The organism is Kluyvera georgiana, assembly GCF_050990895.1.
GTDB classification, from domain to species: domain Bacteria; phylum Pseudomonadota; class Gammaproteobacteria; order Enterobacterales; family Enterobacteriaceae; genus Kluyvera; species Kluyvera georgiana.
Genome location: NZ_CP158865.1, coordinates 816,292 through 830,766 on the forward strand (window position 1 = coordinate 816,292; position 14,475 = coordinate 830,766).

The window sequence follows — 14,475 nt, forward strand, 5'->3', positions numbered from 1 at the left end:
TTGGGAGAAATGTATGGCTCTTGCATTAGTGACCGGCGCCAGTCGGGGGATTGGCCGGGCTACCGCGCTACAGCTGGCACAGGAAGGGTATACGGTGGCGGTGAACTACCACCAGAACGCGCAGGCGGCGGGAGAGGTCGTCAATACCATTACAGCGGCAGGCGGTAACGCCTTTGCGGTGCAGGCGGATATTGGCGATGAAGCACAGGTGGAAGCGATGTTTGCCCTGCTCGACAAGCAACCGGAACCGTTGATGGCGTTGGTGAATAATGCTGGGGTGTTGTTCACCCAAAGCCGCGTAGAGGCGTTAACCGCTGAGCGGATTAATCGGGTGTTAACCACTAACGTGACCGGCTATTTCCTGTGCTGTCGGGAAGCAGTAAAGCGCATGGCGATACCGCACGGCGGGAAGGGCGGGGGGATTGTCAATGTCTCCTCGGCCGCGGCGCGTCTTGGATCGCCGGGCGAGTATGTCGACTATGCCGCGTCGAAAGGGGCGATTGACACGCTGACTACCGGGCTGTCGATTGAAGTGGCGGCGCAGGGGATTCGCGTGAACGGCGTCAGGCCAGGCTTTATCTATACCGAAATGCATGCCGACGGCGGCGAGCCGGGGCGCGTTGACCGGGTAAAATCCGTCCTGCCGATGCAGCGCGGCGGCCAGCCGGAAGAAGTGGCGCAGGCGATTGTCTGGTTGCTGAGCGACAAGGCGTCGTATGTGACGGGGAGTTTTATTGAGCTGGCGGGCGGAAAATAGCGTTTTGATTGCCGGATGGCGGCGTAAACGCCTTATCCGGCCTACAGGTTAAGTTTCCGTAGGCCGGATAAGCGCAGCGCCATCCGGCAAAAATCACAGACTCTCGCCGTTGCTGGCAATCACCGCCTTATACCACTCAAAACTCTTCTTCCGTGAACGCGACATATCGCCCGTACCGTCATCGTGCTTGTTCACATAGATGAAGCCATAGCGCTTGCTGTACTGCCCGGTGGTGAACGACACGCAGTCGATACAGCCCCATGGCGTATAGCCCATCAGGTCGACGCCGTCATAGGTTACCGCCTTCATCATCTCTTCAACGTGCGCGCGCAGATAGTCAATACGGTAGTCATCATTGATGCTGCCGTCTTCTTCCACCTTATCGTAAGCGCCGAAGCCGTTTTCCACGATAAACAGCGGCTTCTGATAGCGTTCGTACAGCTCACACAGCGAATAGCGCAGGCCGACCGGGTCAATCTGCCAGCCCCAGTCGGAGGCTTTCACGTGCGGGTTCGGCACGCTGCCTTCAAAGCCGGAAATGGCATCGCCGCTGCCGCCTTCTGCCTTCACGGCGTTGGTCATATAGTAGCTAAAGCCGAGGTAGTCGCAGGTGCCTTCACGCAGAATGGCCTCATCGCCGGCTTCCATCCTGATGTTGAAGCCACGGCGTTCCCATTCGTTGAGCACGTAGCTTGGGTAGTAGCCGCGCAGCTGCACGTCGGTAAACACGTAGCGCTCGCGCATCGATTCCTGGGCGAACATCACATCTTCCGGCTTGCAGGAGAACGGATAGAGCGCCACCATCGCCAGCATGCAGCCGACTTTCATCTCGGGGTTAATGCGACGCGCGGCTTTTACCGCGAGGGCACTGGCCACGAACTGATGGTGCAGCACCTGGTACATAGTCTCTTCCGGATTTTCATGCTCGGTGTAAACCACGCCGGAGCAGCAGTAGCCGAAAAGCGGCGCGCGCCAGTTGCGCTGGTTGTTGATTTCATTGAAGGTCATCCAGTATTTGACCTTATTTTTGTAGCGCTCGAAGACCACTTCGGAGAAGTGGACAAAGAAATCAACGACTTTGCGGTTGGTCCAGCCGCCGTATTCCTGCACCAGGTGCAGCGGCATTTCAAAGTGGGAGAGGGTAATTACCGGCTCAATGTTGTATTTGAGCAGCTCATCGAACATGTCGTCGTAGAATTTCAGCCCTTCTTCGTTGGGCTGGCTTTCATCGCCGTTCGGGAAGATGCGGGTCCAGGCAATCGACGTGCGGAAGCATTTGAAGCCCATCTCGGCGAACAGCTTGATGTCTTCTTTGTAGTGCCCGTGGAAGTCGATAGCTTCGTGGTTGGGATAGTATTTACCCGGCACCACTTCCTGGGTTATTTCGCGCGGTACGCCGTGCGCGCCGCCGGTGAGCACATCACAGATGCTGGGGCCTTTGCCGCCTTTGTTCCAGCCGCCTTCAACCTGGTGTGCAGCAACCGCGCCACCCCATAAAAAGTCTTTCGGTAAGGTCAGTTTTTTCATCTTTGTCAGGCTCGCAGATTAGATTTAATAATACGGAGTCTAACAAAGGAATATTAAATGTCACGATATAACAAATTACCCCTCAGGGCATATGTTACATCGAAAAAACACCCTGTATTTTTATGCTAATTTCTTCGCCAGTTTGCGGCCTAATGACTCCAGAATATAGATAACCGGAATCTGCGTCGTAATATCGTAAACGCCGGCAATACGCGTTTGCGAGACGTGCCAGGAGAGATTGAAATCCGCCAGCTTCGCCAGACGCGAGTGTTCATGGCTGGTGATCGACATGACTTTACAGTGGTGCAGGCTAAACTGGCTGGCAAAACGGAGGATCTCTTCGGTTTCGCCAGAGACGGAGAGCACAATTGCCAGCGCATTTTTGGCCATATCATTGGTGACCGGAAAATAAGGGTCATCGATATGGTTACTGAACTTTCCTATATTAGAAAAGAACCGCGCACCATATTTTGCTAAGGACCCTGAAGTCCCCGCGCCGACAAAAATAATACGCTCAGAGGCGAGAATAACGTCGACCGCGCGATCCAGCAGTTTATCAAACTCATCATTATTGACGCTTTTAAAAAAGCTGATAATTTCACTGGCGCCGAAATTAGTCTGCTGCGGTTCTTCCTGCTCCAGATATAATTTGAAGCGAACGCGAAACTCCGAGTAGCCATCGCAGTTGAGCTTGCGGCAGAAGCGCATCACCGTGGTGGTGGAGACGCCCGCCGCGTCGGCCAGCTCACGAATGGTCATGTACATTACCGTGTCGCGATTTTTGATGACATAGTGATAGACCATCATCTCAAGATTATTGAGGCTGGCGATAGCGGCGTGGGAGAACATGCTCACGGTGGCGGATACTCGTTAATTTGAAAACCTAAAGGGAATAATACCATGCAGCCTAACGACATCACTTTTTTTCAGCGCTTTCAGGATGACATTGTTGCCGGGCGCAAGACCATTACGCTGCGCGATGCGGCAGAATCCCATTTCAAAACCGGTGATATTTTGCGTGTCGGGCGCTATGAAGATGACGGGTACTTCTGCACAATTGAAGTCCTTGCCACCTCAACCGTAACCCTGGATACCCTCACCGAGCGCCACGCGGAGCAGGAAAACATGACGCTTCCGCAGCTTAAACAGGTGATTACCGACATCTACCCCGGTGAGAACATCTTTTATGTTATTGAATTTAAATGTATTAAATGAAAAAGCGTACACCTGTTAGTTGAATGAGTTTGTTAACTTATTGATTATTCTTATTTTACAAAAAATCACCTTTTTATTTTAGCTTACATGTGTTCACTGGAACCATTCTCAGTTACGCTAGTGCCGTTGCTTGATTTGTCGTTCGCCCGGAGCGCGTAATGGATAAGAAACCACTCATTCAGCAGGGATACTCTCTGGCAGAGGAAGTTGCCAATAGCATTAGTCACGGTGTCGGTTTTGTGCTCGGCATCGTCGGGCTGGTTTTGTTGCTGGTGCAGGCCGTTGACGCCAATGCCAGCGCGACCGCCATCACCAGCTATAGCCTGTACGGCGGCAGTATGATTCTGCTGTTTCTCGCCTCGACGCTGTACCACGCCATTCCTTCGCGGCGGGCCAAAGTCTGGCTGAAGAAATTCGACCACTGCGCCATCTACCTGCTGATTGCCGGTACCTACACGCCGTTTCTGCTGGTGGGGTTAGATTCTCCGCTCGCCCGCGGGTTGATGATTGTTATCTGGAGCCTGGCGCTGCTGGGGATTCTGTTTAAGCTGACCATCGCGCATCGCTTTAAGGTGCTGTCGCTGGTGACCTATCTGACCATGGGCTGGCTATCGCTGATTGTGGTGTATCAGCTGGCGGTGAAGCTGGCGATTGGCGGCGTGACGCTGCTGGCGGTCGGAGGTGTTGTGTATTCGCTGGGGGTGATTTTCTATGTCTGCAAGCGGATTCCATACAACCACGCTATCTGGCACGCGTTTGTACTGGGCGGTAGCGCTTGTCATTTTCTGGCGATTTATCTGTACGTGGGCCAACACGCCTAGCTTCAGCGTAACCCCGGGCAGGTAAATGCCTCTCCCGGGATATATTTTTGTCGGCCGGATGAGACAACACCGCCATCCGGCCCCGGCACTGGATAGCCTGATGGCGCTACGCTTATCAGGCCTACGGAATATTGCAGTGTTATGCCAAACCTAATTACTCTTCGTCTAATGAATACGGCAGCGGCTTGATGCTTAAGGTGTTGGCATCGTCGCGCACGCGGAATACGCTGTCGGCTTCCATATCGTTGTTCATCACAACCTGCACCAGCAGTTGGCCGTCATCGAGCTGTACCGCGGCCAGCACCGTGCCGGTACGACGCCAGTTATCGCCCATCTGCAGTTCTAAATCTTCCCCGGCTTGTGGTACGCGAGAGGCTTTACCGGCCAGCGTCCACAGCGCGCGCTTGTTGGCGCCGCGGAATTTCGCGCGCGCCACCATCTCCTGACCGGTGTAGCAGCCTTTCTTAAAGCTGATGCCGCCTAGCGCCTGTAGGTTAGTGGCCTGCGGAATAAACTGCGCGCTGTTCACTTCATCAATCACCGGCAAACCGGCTTCAATATTCAGCGCCAGCCACTGCTGGCTGTTGTTAAGCTGCGCTTCACCGCGCAACGCCTCGGTCACGCGCTCGGCGGTTGCTTCGTCGGTCACCAACAGGAAACGTTCTTCCGGATGAGCAAACCACAGCAGAGACGTATCACCTTCCTGCAGGCAAGGTTTCCCGGCCCCCGGCAGCTCGGTAAAGAGATTCGCCAGCGCGGCGCGAGCCTGGAATCCGGCAACGCCCAGCAACACCAGCGCATCATCGGCGGCGATGGTGACTTTTGAGAACACGGCGTATTTCTTCAACTGGGTCAGCTGTGCTTCACGCACGCTGCGACGCTCAATCCAGGCGAAACCGTCCTGGCGACGGAACAGACGCAGGTTGCTCCACATTTTACCCTTGGCATCGCAGTGAGCGACCAGAAGATGTTGGTGCTCATCAAGCTGCGCCACATCTGCGGTCACCTGGCCCTGCAGATACTTTTCACTGTCGGCACCGGAAATGGTCGCCAGCGCCCAATCATCAAGCGTCATTAACGTCAGCGGTAAACGCGCGGAGGCGGAGGGCTGACGTGGAGGAAAAGGAGTAAAAGCCATATTGATATCCTGAATTGAGTAACGCGCTTATTTGTTCATGGTAAAAGAGATGTCCGCCATTGCAAGCGCTTTCGATGGCCGTTTTGTGCCGTTCGCGCGTTCTGCGAAGCGGCGCGTAATAAGATGAAAACCCTTCATTTCGCATGGCTTTTTTTGGAATATGACGCGTGCAACGTGATATTCCAGTAAAGTAACTGCAAAAAACACGTTAAACTAGTAGCAACGTAATGCTGGAAGGAAATTATGGACATCAATAATAAAGCCCGTATCCATTGGGCATGCCGCCGCGGTATGCGCGAACTCGACATCTCCATCATGCCGTTCTTTGAATATGAGTACGACACGCTGAGCGATGAAGACAAGGCCCTCTTTATTCGTCTGCTGGAGTGTGACGATCCGGACCTTTTCAACTGGTTGATGAATCACGGCGAACCGGCCGATGCTAGCCTTCAGCGCATGGTGCAACTTATTCAGACACGGAATCGGGAACGTGGTCCTGTGGCAATCTGATTTACGCGTCTCCTGGCGCTCACAGTGGCTCTCTTTACTGCTCCACGGGCTGGTGGCGGCGTTTGTGCTGCTGATGCCGTGGCCGCTGAGCTACACCCCGCTCTGGCTGCTTTTATTGTCGCTGGTGGTGTTTGACTGCGTGCGCAGCCAACGACGTATTCACTCACACCAGGGGGAGATTAAGCTGCTGATGGATTCCCGGTTGCGCTGGCGTAATCAGGAGTGGGAAATTCTGGGGGCACCGTGGATGCTGAATTCGGGCATGATGCTGCGGATTCGCCGTCCGGGCGGTCGTCGCCAACATCTCTGGCTGGCAGCGGATAGCATGAACCCGGAAGAGTGGCGCGATCTGCGGCGGATTCTCCTGCAGCAGCCCGCGCCCACTAAGCATTAAGAGAACTGTTCGGCCATTTCGCCGAGAATCTGTTCGCACCAGCTCTGAATGCGTTCGTCGCTGAGGTCATACTGATTGGTTTCGTCCAGCGCGAGGCCAACAAACAGCTGCCCATCGGCGATGACGGGTTTCGGGCTGGTGAACTCATAGCCTTCAGTCGGCCAGTAGCCGACAAATTTCACGCCTTTGGTCGCCAGTTTGTCGTGCAACATGCCCAGCGCATCGAGGAACCATTCGCCGTAGCCGAGCTGGTCGCCCATGCCGTATAGCGCGACGATTTTACCTTCGAGGTTCAGCGTATCCAACTGCTCCCAGACCGCTTCCCAATCTTCCTGAATCTCACCGAAATCCCAGGTTGGAATCCCCAGAATGAGCACGTCGTATTGCTCCATTAAGGCCGGGGAATCATCTTTCAGGTTATGTAATGTGATCAGTTCCGGGCCGATAATGTCGCGAATTTTCTCCGCTGCCATCTCGGTGTAGCAGGTGCTGGAACCGTAAAAAAGGCCGATATTCATGACGTACTGCTCTCGATTCTTGCGATGACGATGCGGCTAGTGTACCAGAAAGGGGCCTGATTCAGGCATAATGGTGCTGATTTAACACGCAGAGGGCTCGAAGTGGAAAAGGATCTTGCGCGAATTGAACAGTTTCTTGATGCGCTGTGGCTGGAGCGTAATCTGGCGGAAAATACCCTCAGCGCCTATCGTCGGGATCTGACCATGGTGGTCGAATGGCTGGCGCATCGAAACCTGACGCTGGAAAGCGTTCAGAGCGACGATCTGCAAAACTTACTCGCCGAGCGTCAGCAGGGCGGCTATAAGGCGACCAGTTCCGCGCGTCTGCTGAGCGCCATGCGGCGCTTTTTCCAGCATCTGTACCGCGAAAAAATACGTCAGGACGATCCCAGCGCGCTGCTGGCTTCGCCGAAACTGCCGCAGCGGCTGCCGAAAGATCTCAGTGAGGCACAGGTTGAACGCCTGTTGCAGGCGCCGCTGGTGGATCAGCCGCTGGAGCTACGCGATAAAGCTATGCTTGAGGTACTCTACGCGACCGGACTGCGCGTGTCGGAACTGGTCGGCCTGACAATGAGCGACATCAGCCTGCGTCAGGGCGTGGTGCGGGTGATCGGTAAGGGCAATAAAGAACGTCTGGTGCCGCTGGGCGAAGAGGCGGTCTACTGGGTGGAAAACTGGCTGGAACATGGCCGCCCGTGGCTGCTGAACGGTGTGGCGATTGATGTGCTGTTTCCCAGTCAGCGCGCGCAGCAGATGACCCGACAGACCTTCTGGCACCGTATTAAACATTATGCCCAGCTAGCGGGAATCGACAGCGAAAAGCTGTCGCCGCACGTATTACGACACGCGTTTGCCACCCATCTGCTCAACCACGGCGCGGACCTGCGCGTGGTGCAAATGCTGCTGGGGCACAGCGATTTGTCGACGACCCAAATTTATACGCACGTTGCGACCGAGCGGCTGCGACAACTCCACCAACAGCATCATCCACGCGCATGATGCTGATTTAAAAGGACGGATTATGAAAAAAGGTTTAATGATGTTTACCCTGCTGGCCGCCGCGTTCTCCGGCCTGGCCCACGCAGATGACGCCGCGATCAAGCAGTCGCTCGCTAAGCTCGGCGTACAGAGTACCGACATTCAGCCCGCGCCGGTTGCGGGCATGAAAACCGTGCTGACCAACAGCGGCGTGCTGTACGTCACCGACGACGGCAAGCACATTATCCAGGGGCCGATGTATGACGTAAGCGGCGCGCAGCCGGTTAACGTGACCAACGCGCTGTTGATGACCCACCTGAAGGCGCTGGAAAAAGAGATGATCGTTTACAAAGCGCCGCAGGAAAAACACGTCATTACCGTCTTTACCGACATCACCTGCGGCTACTGCCACAAGCTGCATGAAGAGATGAAAGACTACAATGCGCTGGGCATCACCGTGCGCTACCTGGCCTTCCCGCGTCAGGGCGTGCAAAGCCAGGCCGAGCAGGATATGAAATCTATTTGGTGCGCGAAAGACCGCAATAAAGCGTTCGACGACGCGATGAACGGCAAGGGCGTGCAGGCGGCGACCTGCGATATCGACATCGCGAACCACTATGCGCTGGGCGTGCAGTTTGGCGTCACCGGCACGCCGGCTATCGTGCTGAGCGATGGCTTTATGGTGCCGGGCTATCAGGGCCCGAAAGAGATGAAAGCGTTCCTCGACGAACATCAAAAACAGACCAGCGGTAAATAATTCGCGTGAAACAACAGACTCAACTTCGCCGCCGAGAGGTGGATGAATCCATCACCTTGCCCGCAGAGCTTTCGCCGCTGCTGCGTCGCCTGTACGCCAGCCGTGGCGTGAAGTCGCCGGACGATCTCGAGCGCGGCCTGAAAGGTATGCTGCACTGGCGTACCTTGACCGGCGTCGAGAAAGCCGTCGAGATGCTGCACGATGCCTTTGAGAATAACCTGCGCATTATGGTGGTGGGCGACTTCGACGCCGATGGCGCAACCAGTACCGCGCTGAGCGTACTGTCGCTGCGGGCGATGGGCTGTCGCAGCGTGGAATATCTGGTACCGAACCGTTTTGAAGATGGTTACGGCTTAAGCCCGGAAGTGGTCGATCAGGCTCACGCGCGCGGCGCACAAATGATCATGACGGTGGACAATGGGATCTCGTCCCATGCCGGTGTCGATCATGCGCACAGTCTCGGGATCCGCGTGCTGGTGACCGATCACCACCTGCCGGGCGAAACGTTGCCCAACGCCGATGCGATGGTGAACCCGAATCTCGTGGATTGCCCCTTCCCGTCGAAGTCGCTGGCGGGCGTTGGTGTGGCGTTCTACCTGATGCTGGTGCTGTGTAACCATCTGAAAGAGAAAGGTTGGTTTGAGTCTCGCGGCATTGCGGCGCCGAAGATTGTCGAATTTCTCGATCTGGTGGCGCTGGGCACCGTGGCTGACGTGGTGCCCCTGGACGTCAACAACCGTATTTTGACCTACCAGGGGCTGAGCCGCATTCGTGCGGGCGTCTGCCGTCCGGGCATCAAGGCGCTACTGGAGATTGCCAACCGCGACGCGGCTAAACTGGTGGCCAGCGATCTGGGCTTTGCGCTTGGGCCGCGTCTGAACGCCGCCGGGCGGCTGGACGACATGTCGGTCGGCGTGGCGCTGCTGTTGTGCGACAACCTCGGTGAAGCGCGCGTGCTGGCAAATGAACTGGACGCCTTAAACCAGACCCGTAAAGAAATAGAGCAGGGGATGCAGGCGGAAGCGCTGACGCTGTGCGAGCAGCTTGAGCGCAGCCGCGCCGAGCTGCCCGGCGGGCTGGCGATGTATCATCCGGAGTGGCATCAGGGCGTGGTGGGTATTCTCGCTTCGCGCATCAAAGAGCGCTTCCACCGTCCGGTGATTGCGTTTGCCCCCGCGGGGAACGGCCAACTGAAAGGTTCCGGGCGTTCTATTCAGGGGCTGCATATGCGCGATGCGCTGGAGCGTCTGGACACGCTGCATCCGGGGTTGATGCTGAAGTTTGGCGGCCACGCGATGGCGGCGGGGCTTTCGCTGGAAGAAGAACGCTTTGAAGAGTTCCAGCGCCGCTTTGGCGAGCTGGTGACCGAATGGTTGGATCCGGCGCTGCTGCAAGGGGAGATCCTTTCCGACGGCGAACTGAGTCCGCAGGAGATGACGCTGGAAATGGCGCAGATGCTGCGTGACGCTGGCCCGTGGGGGCAGATGTTCCCGGAACCGCTGTTTGACGGGCGTTTTCGCCTGTTGCAGCAGCGGCTGGTGGGCGAACGTCACCTGAAAGTGATGGTTGAACCGGTTGGCGGCGGCCCGCTGCTGGACGGTATCGCCTTCAACGTTGACACGACCGCCTGGCCGGATAACGGCGTGCGCGAAGTGACTCTGGCCTACCGGCTGGACATTAACGAGTTTCGCGGCAACCGGAGCTTACAGTTGATCATCGAGCATCTGTGGCCGATTTAGCATCTCTTACACTGTAAATAAGGGCGGGAATCCGCTAAGATTCCGCTCTTATAACCGCATTTTTCTCGTCCATTAAAAGAAAATAGACCATGTTTGAAATAAACCCGGTAAATAATCGCATTCAGGACCTCACGGAGCGTTCCGACGTTCTTAGGGGGTATCTTTGACTATGATGCTAAGAAAGAGCGTCTGGAAGAAGTAAACGCCGAGCTGGAACAGCCGGATGTCTGGAACGAACCCGAACGCGCGCAGGCGCTGGGCAAAGAGCGTTCTTCCCTTGAAGCGATCGTCGATACCCTCGACCAAATGGCCCAGGGCCTGGAAGACGTTTCCGGCCTGCTGGAACTGGCTGTAGAAGCCGACGACGAAGACACCTTCAACGAAGCCGTTGCCGAGCTGGACACGCTGGAAGAGAAGCTGGCGCAGCTCGAGTTCCGTCGTATGTTCTCAGGCGAATATGACAACGCCGATTGCTACCTTGATATCCAGGCCGGTTCCGGCGGTACTGAAGCGCAGGACTGGGCAAGCATGCTCGAGCGTATGTATCTGCGTTGGGCAGAAGCGCGCGGCTTTAAAACTGAAATCATCGAAGAGTCCGAAGGGGAAGTGGCCGGGATTAAATCCGTGACCATTAAAATCTCCGGCGATTACGCCTACGGCTGGCTGCGTACCGAAACCGGCGTTCACCGCCTGGTGCGTAAGAGCCCGTTCGACTCCGGCGGCCGTCGCCACACCTCCTTTAGCTCCGCGTTCGTGTACCCGGAAGTGGATGACGATATCGATATCGACATCAACCCGGCGGATCTGCGTATCGACGTTTACCGTGCCTCCGGCGCGGGCGGCCAGCACGTTAACCGTACGGAATCTGCGGTGCGTATTACCCACATCCCGACCGGGATTGTGACCCAGTGCCAGAACGACCGTTCCCAGCACAAGAACAAAGACCAGGCCATGAAGCAGATGAAAGCGAAGCTTTATGAACTGGAAATGCAGAAAAAGAACGCGGAAAAACAGGCGATGGAAGACAACAAGTCTGATATCGGCTGGGGGAGTCAGATTCGTTCGTATGTCCTGGACGATTCCCGTATTAAAGACCTGCGCACTGGGGTGGAAACCCGCAATACGCAGGCGGTACTGGACGGAAGTCTGGATCAATTTATCGAAGCAAGTTTGAAAGCAGGGCTATGAGGAACCAACATGTCTGAACAAAACGCACAAGGCGCTGACGAGGTAGTCGATCTTAACAATGAAATGAAGGCACGCCGCGAGAAGCTGGCTGCACTGCGTGAGCAGGGCATCCCGTTCCCGAACGATTTCCGTCGCGACAGCACCTCAGACCTTCTGCATGCGAAATTTGATGATAAGGAAGGCGAAGAACTCGAAGCGCTGAATATCGAGGTCTCCGTTGCGGGCCGTATGATGACCCGCCGTATTATGGGTAAAGCGTCCTTCGTTACGCTGCAGGACGTTGGCGGCCGTATTCAGCTGTACGTCGCGCGTGACGATCTGCCGGAAGGCATCTACAACGAGCAGTTCAAGAAATGGGACCTCGGCGATATTCTGGGCGCGAAAGGTAAGCTGTTCAAAACCAAAACCGGTGAACTGTCTATCCACTGCACCGAACTGCGTCTGCTGACCAAAGCGCTGCGTCCGCTGCCGGATAAATTCCACGGTCTGCAGGATCAGGAAGCGCGCTACCGTCAGCGTTACCTGGATCTCATCTCTAACGATGAATCCCGCAAGACTTTCAAATTGCGCTCTCAGATTCTGGCGGGTATCCGTCAGTTCATGGTGGGCCGCGGCTTTATGGAAGTAGAAACGCCGATGATGCAGGTGATCCCAGGCGGCGCGTCCGCTCGTCCTTTCATCACCCATCACAACGCGCTGGATCTGGACATGTACCTGCGTATCGCGCCGGAACTGTACCTGAAGCGTCTGGTGGTTGGCGGCTTCGAACGCGTGTTCGAAATCAACCGTAACTTCCGTAACGAAGGCATCTCCGTTCGCCACAACCCTGAGTTCACCATGATGGAACTCTACATGGCGTACGCAGATTACAAAGATCTGATCGAGCTGACCGAATCCCTGTTCCGTACCCTGGCGCAGGATATTCTGGGCCACACCGCGGTGCCTTACGGCGACCAGACTTTCGACTTCGGCAAGCCGTTCGAAAAACTGACCATGCGTGAAGCTATCAAGAAATACCGCCCGGAAACGGAGATGGCCGATCTGGATAACTTTGACTCCGCAAAAGCGATTGCAGAAAGCATCGGCGTACACGTTGAGAAGAGCTGGGGTCTGGGCCGTATCGTGACCGAGATCTTCGAGGAAGTGGCAGAAGCGCACCTGATTCAGCCGACCTTCATCACCGAGTACCCGGCCGAGGTTTCTCCGCTGGCGCGCCGTAACGACGTGAACCCGGAAATCACTGACCGCTTTGAATTCTTCATCGGTGGCCGCGAAATCGGTAACGGTTTCAGCGAGCTGAACGACGCAGAAGATCAGGCGCAGCGCTTCCAGGATCAGGTTAACGCTAAAGAAGCGGGCGATGACGAAGCGATGTTCTACGACGAAGACTACGTTACCGCGCTGGAACACGGTCTGCCGCCGACCGCAGGTCTGGGGATTGGTATCGACCGTATGGTTATGCTGTTCACCAACAGCCATACCATCCGCGACGTGATTCTGTTCCCGGCAATGCGTCCGGTGAAATAATCGCGAGAGCGAAAGGTGAAAAACCCGGCGATGGCCGGGTTTTTTTATGCTTGCGATTCGGGCAGCTGATGGCTACGTTCGGGCGAAATCGATAAATGCCTGACGCGCCTTCGCGTCTGCCGCCTCCATCACCATCCACGGGCTAAACGCCCACGGCGTCAGTGCGAGCGCGCGCAGCGCGTCGTCGAGCTCACACCATTGATACTCGATCACCTCGTCGGCATTTGGCTGTACGGCGCTGGTAATGCGGGCCGCATACACCGGACATACCTCGTTTTCGACGATACCGTTAGGCGCTACGGCACGATAGCGGAAGTCGGGGGCGACGGAGGTAATGTGGCTGATTTCGACGCCTAACTCAAAGCGGCAGCGGCGGGCAATCGCCTGTTCGAAGGTTTCGCCCTGCTGTGGATGCCCGCAGACCGAGTTAGTCCATACGCCGGGCCAGGCCACTTTACTTAGAGAGCGGCGGGTGACCAGAAACTGGCCGCGATCGTTAAATAACCAACAAGAGAAGGCGAGATGCAGCGGGGTAGAGAGAGTGTGCGCGGCGTACTTATCCAGTATTCCGCACGGTTGATCGTGCTCATCGAGCAAAATGACGTGTTCCCCTGCCATGGCAACTCCTGAAAATGAAAGATGACCCGGCATAAACCCACCGGGTCATATACTCAGGCAACCAGCGTAGCCCATAAGTGGGAAAAAGGCATTACCAAAACAAGCCCTGGCAGCATGTTAGCAACAGGGAAGAGCTTAATGTTACAAATGCGTAACCCTGTAGCCACCATCAGTAGCCCACCCGCGCAGGAGAAGTCTGCCATCATCGACGGCGTAATCATCGGCAGCAGAAACACCGCTAGCATTGCCAGCGCCAGCTGGATCACCAATTGTGGAATGGCAATGGTCATGACCGCGAAGCCCAGCAGGGTGGCAAAAATTCCAGCGGTGAACAGGTCGAGAATGGTTTTGATATACAGGATTGACGGATCGCCGCTCATCCCTTCGGTCATCGCCCCGAATACGCCCGTACCGCTGGCGCAGAACAACACCAGAATGGCGACGAACTTCTCGGTGAACTCGTCGTGGCTTAAGCCTTGTACCGGTGGCAGGACTTTGTTGATAAGACCACGTGTCGACCCGGCGGCTTTACCAATCCCGCTTTCCAGATGCAGCAACTCACCAAGCAGCGCGCCGACAATCATCGCCAGCACAACCGCTGGCATATACTTCACCTTTAGCACCAGCGTAATGCCCAGGCCGACAGAACATAGCCCGAAGGTCATCGGCAGCGCCGTTTTGACGCGATCCGGGAGTTTCCCTCCGGCCAGCGCGCCAATCAGTCCGCCAATTACCACGGCGGACCCGTTTACATAAGGACCGATTAACATGAGAGTTTCCTTTTCGCA

16 protein-coding genes are annotated in these 14,475 nt (G+C 55.9%); 10 read left to right on the forward strand and 6 right to left on the reverse strand.

Going from position 1 to position 14,475, the window contains the following annotated elements:
• The first annotated feature begins 13 nt into the window (after positions 1 to 13).
• Complete coding sequence (locus ABTW00_RS03945) at positions 14 to 757, forward strand: SDR family oxidoreductase (protein WP_433638967.1); 744 nt, start codon at positions 14 to 16, stop codon at positions 755 to 757.
• Positions 758 to 850: 93 nt separating this feature from the next.
• On the opposite strand, the gene ABTW00_RS03950 is transcribed toward ABTW00_RS03945, so the two are convergent.
• Together ABTW00_RS03950 and ABTW00_RS03955 are read right to left on the reverse strand one after the other, a co-directional pair.
• Positions 851 to 2,284 (reverse strand): 6-phospho-beta-glucosidase, encoded by a 1,434-nt coding sequence (locus ABTW00_RS03950; RefSeq protein WP_433638969.1) that lies wholly within the window; start codon positions 2,282 to 2,284, stop codon positions 851 to 853.
• A gap of 120 nt (positions 2,285 to 2,404) precedes the next feature.
• Positions 2,405 to 3,133: a MurR/RpiR family transcriptional regulator gene (locus tag ABTW00_RS03955; RefSeq protein ID WP_065355987.1), complete on the reverse strand. Its 729-nt coding sequence runs from the start codon at positions 3,131 to 3,133 to the stop codon at positions 2,405 to 2,407.
• Between the two features lie 51 nt (positions 3,134 to 3,184).
• Between ABTW00_RS03955 and yqfB the strand changes: the two genes are divergently transcribed.
• On the forward strand, positions 3,185 to 3,499 hold the full coding sequence (gene yqfB / locus ABTW00_RS03960) for a N(4)-acetylcytidine aminohydrolase (RefSeq protein WP_433638971.1): 315 nt from the start codon (positions 3,185 to 3,187) through the stop codon (positions 3,497 to 3,499).
• 158 nt (positions 3,500 to 3,657) lie between these two features.
• Entirely contained in the window at positions 3,658 to 4,320 is a 663-nt protein-coding gene (gene trhA / locus ABTW00_RS03965) for a PAQR family membrane homeostasis protein TrhA (protein WP_433638973.1), read from the forward strand.
• Between the two features lie 154 nt (positions 4,321 to 4,474).
• Here the strand turns inward: trhA and ygfZ are convergent, their stop codons facing one another.
• Positions 4,475 to 5,458, reverse strand: a complete 984-nt coding sequence (gene ygfZ, locus ABTW00_RS03970; protein WP_433638975.1) for a tRNA-modifying protein YgfZ — start codon at positions 5,456 to 5,458, stop codon at positions 4,475 to 4,477.
• Between the two features lie 243 nt (positions 5,459 to 5,701).
• Here ygfZ and sdhE point away from each other — a divergent pair, with 243 nt between their 5' ends.
• Complete coding sequence (gene sdhE, locus ABTW00_RS03975; protein WP_064542776.1) at positions 5,702 to 5,968, forward strand: FAD assembly factor SdhE; 267 nt, start codon at positions 5,702 to 5,704, stop codon at positions 5,966 to 5,968.
• A complete protein-coding gene (locus ABTW00_RS03980) occupies positions 5,949 to 6,362 on the forward strand; it encodes a protein YgfX (protein ID WP_064542779.1) in 414 nt (137 codons plus the stop codon). The genes sdhE and ABTW00_RS03980 overlap by 20 nt, the downstream gene beginning before the upstream one ends.
• Here the strand turns inward: ABTW00_RS03980 and fldB are convergent.
• Positions 6,359 to 6,880 carry a flavodoxin FldB gene (gene fldB, locus ABTW00_RS03985; protein ID WP_064542782.1) on the reverse strand — a complete coding sequence of 174 codons (522 nt, stop codon included), beginning with the start codon at positions 6,878 to 6,880 and terminating at the stop codon, positions 6,359 to 6,361. The genes ABTW00_RS03980 and fldB overlap by 4 nt on opposite strands.
• Positions 6,881 to 6,982: 102 nt before the next feature.
• On the opposite strand from fldB, the gene xerD reads away from it, so the two are divergent.
• The 5 genes from xerD (at position 6,983) to lysS (ending at position 13,069) form a co-directional block, all read left to right on the forward strand.
• On the forward strand, positions 6,983 to 7,879 hold the full coding sequence (gene xerD / locus ABTW00_RS03990) for a site-specific tyrosine recombinase XerD (protein WP_064542785.1): 897 nt from the start codon (positions 6,983 to 6,985) through the stop codon (positions 7,877 to 7,879).
• Between the two features lie 22 nt (positions 7,880 to 7,901).
• A complete protein-coding gene (dsbC, locus tag ABTW00_RS03995; protein WP_065355981.1) occupies positions 7,902 to 8,615 on the forward strand; it encodes a bifunctional protein-disulfide isomerase/oxidoreductase DsbC in 714 nt (237 codons plus the stop codon).
• Between the two features lie 5 nt (positions 8,616 to 8,620).
• Positions 8,621 to 10,354: a single-stranded-DNA-specific exonuclease RecJ gene (recJ, locus tag ABTW00_RS04000; RefSeq protein WP_271448149.1), complete on the forward strand. Its 1,734-nt coding sequence runs from the start codon at positions 8,621 to 8,623 to the stop codon at positions 10,352 to 10,354.
• A gap of 89 nt (positions 10,355 to 10,443) precedes the next feature.
• A protein-coding gene (prfB, locus tag ABTW00_RS04005) for a peptide chain release factor 2 (RefSeq protein ID WP_100249904.1) occupies positions 10,444 to 11,542 on the forward strand; the annotation gives its coding sequence in 2 pieces (ribosomal slippage) (positions 10,444 to 10,518 and positions 10,520 to 11,542; 1,098 coding nt in all).
• A gap of 9 nt (positions 11,543 to 11,551) precedes the next feature.
• Entirely contained in the window at positions 11,552 to 13,069 is a 1,518-nt protein-coding gene (lysS, locus tag ABTW00_RS04010; protein WP_433638980.1) for a lysine--tRNA ligase, read from the forward strand.
• Positions 13,070 to 13,141: 72 nt separating this feature from the next.
• On the opposite strand, the gene idi is transcribed toward lysS, so the two are convergent.
• Positions 13,142 to 13,687: an isopentenyl-diphosphate Delta-isomerase gene (gene idi, locus ABTW00_RS04015; RefSeq protein ID WP_065358269.1), complete on the reverse strand. Its 546-nt coding sequence runs from the start codon at positions 13,685 to 13,687 to the stop codon at positions 13,142 to 13,144.
• Positions 13,688 to 13,740: 53 nt separating this feature from the next.
• Positions 13,741 to 14,457 carry a DUF554 domain-containing protein gene (locus tag ABTW00_RS04020; protein WP_433638983.1) on the reverse strand — a complete coding sequence of 239 codons (717 nt, stop codon included), beginning with the start codon at positions 14,455 to 14,457 and terminating at the stop codon, positions 13,741 to 13,743.
• Positions 14,458 to 14,475 lie beyond the last annotated feature (18 nt).